Origin of the sequence: Nostoc flagelliforme FACHB-838 (assembly GCF_014698065.1) — a bacterium.
In the GTDB taxonomy this organism is placed as follows: Bacteria; Cyanobacteriota; Cyanobacteriia; order Cyanobacteriales; family Nostocaceae; genus Nostoc; species Nostoc flagelliforme_B.
This window is the reverse complement of the sequence record NZ_JACJSI010000548.1, coordinates 1-3,237: the sequence shown is the minus strand read 5'-3', so window position 1 is coordinate 3,237 and position 3,237 is coordinate 1. Positions and strand designations below refer to the sequence as shown.

At 40.5% G+C, this 3,237-nt stretch carries 5 protein-coding genes; 3 read left to right on the top strand and 2 right to left on the bottom strand.

From position 1 onward, the window contains the following. The first annotated feature begins 213 nt into the window (after positions 1-213). Positions 214-477, top strand: coding sequence for a response regulator (locus tag H6G97_RS48495; RefSeq protein ID WP_190947440.1), 264 nt, complete (start codon positions 214-216; stop codon positions 475-477). Positions 478-546: 69 nt separating this feature from the next. Here H6G97_RS48495 and rpaB read toward each other — a convergent pair whose 3' ends face one another. Further along, entirely contained in the window at positions 547-1,275 is a 729-nt protein-coding gene (gene rpaB, locus H6G97_RS48490) for a response regulator transcription factor RpaB (RefSeq protein WP_190947439.1), read from the bottom strand. 247 nt (positions 1,276-1,522) lie between these two features. Continuing rightward, positions 1,523-1,936 (bottom strand): response regulator, encoded by a 414-nt coding sequence (locus H6G97_RS48485; protein ID WP_190947438.1) that lies wholly within the window; start codon positions 1,934-1,936, stop codon positions 1,523-1,525. A 410-nt stretch (positions 1,937-2,346) separates the two neighbouring features. Between H6G97_RS48485 and H6G97_RS48480 the strand changes: the two genes are divergently transcribed. Next, complete coding sequence (locus tag H6G97_RS48480; protein ID WP_190947437.1) at positions 2,347-2,637, top strand: hypothetical protein; 291 nt, start codon at positions 2,347-2,349, stop codon at positions 2,635-2,637. 177 nt (positions 2,638-2,814) lie between these two features. Beyond that, the gene (locus H6G97_RS48475) at positions 2,815-3,153 is read left to right on the top strand and encodes a hypothetical protein (RefSeq protein ID WP_190947436.1); all 339 of its coding nucleotides are present in this window, start codon (positions 2,815-2,817) and stop codon (positions 3,151-3,153) included. Positions 3,154-3,237: the final 84 nt, after the last annotated feature.

The following is a 3,237-nucleotide window of genomic DNA, read 5'->3' as shown; positions in this document are numbered from 1 at the left end:
GCATTGTAAGAGTGATAGGATATCGAACATGGGCGAATTGTAGCGTTTGAGTTGTCGTTGTGGTAGACAATAACTCTACTACAGAGCGCCCTATCTCTTCACCCTCTTCTTTTAGCTAAGGTATTGGTTAATGGCTTACGCTTGTTAATCATTGATCTTAGTAACGCAAATAGCAAAACCGCTTAAACACTCTGCTAAAATCAGTCTACTGTCATGAAAGCAAACACTCTAAATGAAAGCTTCTCTTCAAGTAACCAATCTTTAGTGATGATTGCTGACAATCAGGCAAACCGCCAAGAACTATGCTTTTTGCTAGAACAATCAGGCTATCGAGTAGCTCAAGCTAAAAATGATGCAGAAGCAATAAATATTTTTGAACAATTGCGCCCAGAACTAATACTCCTTAATGCCATCTTGCCAGATATGTTGGGGTTTGAGTGTTGCGCTGCAAACTCCCCGCAATCTACCAGTTTTTAGGAGCAAAAAGCCTATCCTAAGATGCTCGAAGTCTTATGGTTGTACACTCGAGAGCGAATGAGAGCTTTATTACTGTTCTGAATCAATAATTCGTGGGAAAAAATAACCACTACCTCTTGCTGTGATAATGAATTCTGGGTCGTTGGGGTCGGATTCTACCTTTGTCCGCAACCGCGAGATATGCACATCTACCACACGAGTGTCTGTATGAAATCCTCCTACCAAACCCCACAACTCCTGCAAGATTTCTAACCTTGAAAAAACTTTTCCAGAATGACTCACTAACAACTCTAGTAAGCTAAATTCTATACCTGTTAGCCGAATCCGTTGCTCATTTTTATGGACAAGTCCTTCACTTGTATCGATTTTTAGGTCGCCGACATGAATTATCCCAGAGTTAGGAATAATATTGATATCAGTTTTGTAAGAGCGTCGTCTTAGTATAGAAGCAATTCGGGCTTCTAGTTCCTTGGGTGAGAAAGGTTTTGTCATATAGTCGTCTGCACCTAACTCTAGCCCAACAATCCGATCTGCTACATCTGCCAAAGCTGTGAGCATGATGATTGGCACATTTGATTCTCTTCGTAATTGTTGACAGACACCGTAGCCATCCAGCTTTGGCATCATCACATCCAGAACTATCAAATCAGGAGTCGAAAGACGAAAAGCTGATAAAGCTTCTTCACCATCACTAGCTGTAACTACACTGTAGCCAATTATTTCTAGACGTGTTTGCAAAATTCGGCGGATGCCGGCTTCGTCATCTACTACCAGGATTTTTCCTTTCTGTGCTGACAAGTTTCTCAATCCTCCCCAACGGCGAGAACTTTTAACCCTCTATTTTCAGGCTGAAGTAGTTCAAAAAAGATTTTTTTCCTAATTCGTAAATCTCTGACCAAGGAACTCGTATTTTCCATAAATTTGCTGTAACTTGTTAATTTCGTGTAATTATTAACATCCGACCAAGCCTCGTTAGGGCGGGTTTGCAGGTTTTGGTGTGGGGAAGAAATAGCCCCAACAACCTTACTTCATCAAGAGATTTTGGTCATAAATGATGCCCAAGCTGTAGAGCTGCTTGAACATATCCTATTAATGCATCTGGCTCAACGGGCTTTCGGATAATTCCAGCCACCTTGACATCAGCCTCTTTTCTAAAAAACGCCTCTTCGTTTGCCGTAATTAACAAAATACTTAGAATTTGTTGTAGAATCGGATTGTTTTGGATGCGCCGAGCGACTTCGTACCCATCCATGTCGGGCATCATCACATCTAGTAGAAGTAGATCAGGTATTTTTGATTCAAGGAAAGCTAGCGCTGCCGCTCCCGACTCCACAATTTCAACTTCATAACCCTCCATTTCTAAAAGAGTTTGGAAGAAAAAGCAGTTGTCTGCAACATCATCGCAGACAAGGATAAGCTTATTAGTACTGTCTTGTTTGACTCCTCTTTTAACTACCATATTGAAATAGGGAACATATCGGCTTGTAAGTCCTGTTATAGTTAAACCAACAACTTTTTTCGTCTGACTGTGGTGTTAGTTGCTTGCATAAGTTTTATATAAATATTTGCTAGCCAGCTTTTGAAAAGTGGCAGTGGCAGTTGAGTGCGCTATACCAACTGAGTTTCGTTCCTCTTGGAGAACCCAATCGTTGCTTGGAGTGAAGCGTTGAAGAAGGAAATCTCACTCTTTTGACGTTTTCATTTAAGTAAAATACACTTTTACGCCAGATATTGATTAATTCTTCAGCAAGGGACTGGTATTTCCCATAGATTTACAGTAGAGTGTTTACTCCGTGCAAATTATTAACACTTACCTTCCCCAACTTTACCCAGACAAATTTTTTGCCAATGCTTTTGAGGGAACAGCCAATGAATACTTCTAATCATATAGATACCAAGAAGGAAATCATCAAAAAATCCGACAAGCTTACCCTGAGACAGATGAAGTTAATCGAAGAAGCAGAAGACCAACTTCAAGAAGCTAATACTGGCGAATATACAGCCCCTGTGGTTGAGGAGAAACCAGTAGCAATTTCAGAGCCAAGAGTTCCTGACTACATTCCATTCCTTGATAATCCTCCAGTACAATCTGTGGGCAACTCTGGCTGGCAGGTTTCTGATGTCTGGCGGGATATCCGAGTGGATGATTTTTGTGGGTGATACCAGAGCAAAAATAAGTGCAAAACAATACATTACTCCTGTAGTATATGTACTGTTACAAACAAAAGTTGTCCCTTGGTAAAGAAGCCTACCAAATAATCAACGATAGCTTAAAGTTGAGTACGTAGACGCGTAAGGCCGCTTGTCGTAAACATTGCAATGGCATGAAGTTGTTCAATGGGTAAACGAAAGAGAAAACATCACAATAGATCCTTCCCTTGGATGCTAGAAGAAGAGAATCTGTTCATTGCTCCTACTGGTAATAAAATAGTTACAGATGCTGGATGGGAGAAAATTTCATTTGAAGAAGCCAGGAAACTGTTTAGTCCTGAAACTTTTCAAGAGTGGTACGAACTGTTCCTAGAAAATACAGATATCTCGGAAATACTTTCAGAATCTAATGTAGATATAGATTTAGACGATGAATCAGCAATAGATAACTTTTTACAAAGTAGCAACTGGACACCAAAACAAGTCAATTTAGTTGCAGGGTTAGCGCGTCTCAAACCCTATTGACAAGCGGACTTACCTGATCAGCAGTCAAGTTAGAAACAAAGTGCCACTATCCAGGCTAGGGTAAGATTTAATCCATCTAGCCCC

Coding starts and splice junctions, on each gene's coding strand:
- H6G97_RS48495 (WP_190947440.1), top strand. CDS start 214: ATGAAAGCAAACACTCTAAATGAAAGCTTCTCTTCAAGTAACCAATCT.
- H6G97_RS48485 (WP_190947438.1), bottom strand. CDS start 1,936: ATGGTAGTTAAAAGAGGAGTCAAACAAGACAGTACTAATAAGCTTATC.
- H6G97_RS48480 (WP_190947437.1), top strand. CDS start 2,347: ATGAATACTTCTAATCATATAGATACCAAGAAGGAAATCATCAAAAAA.
- H6G97_RS48475 (WP_190947436.1), top strand. CDS start 2,815: ATGGGTAAACGAAAGAGAAAACATCACAATAGATCCTTCCCTTGGATG.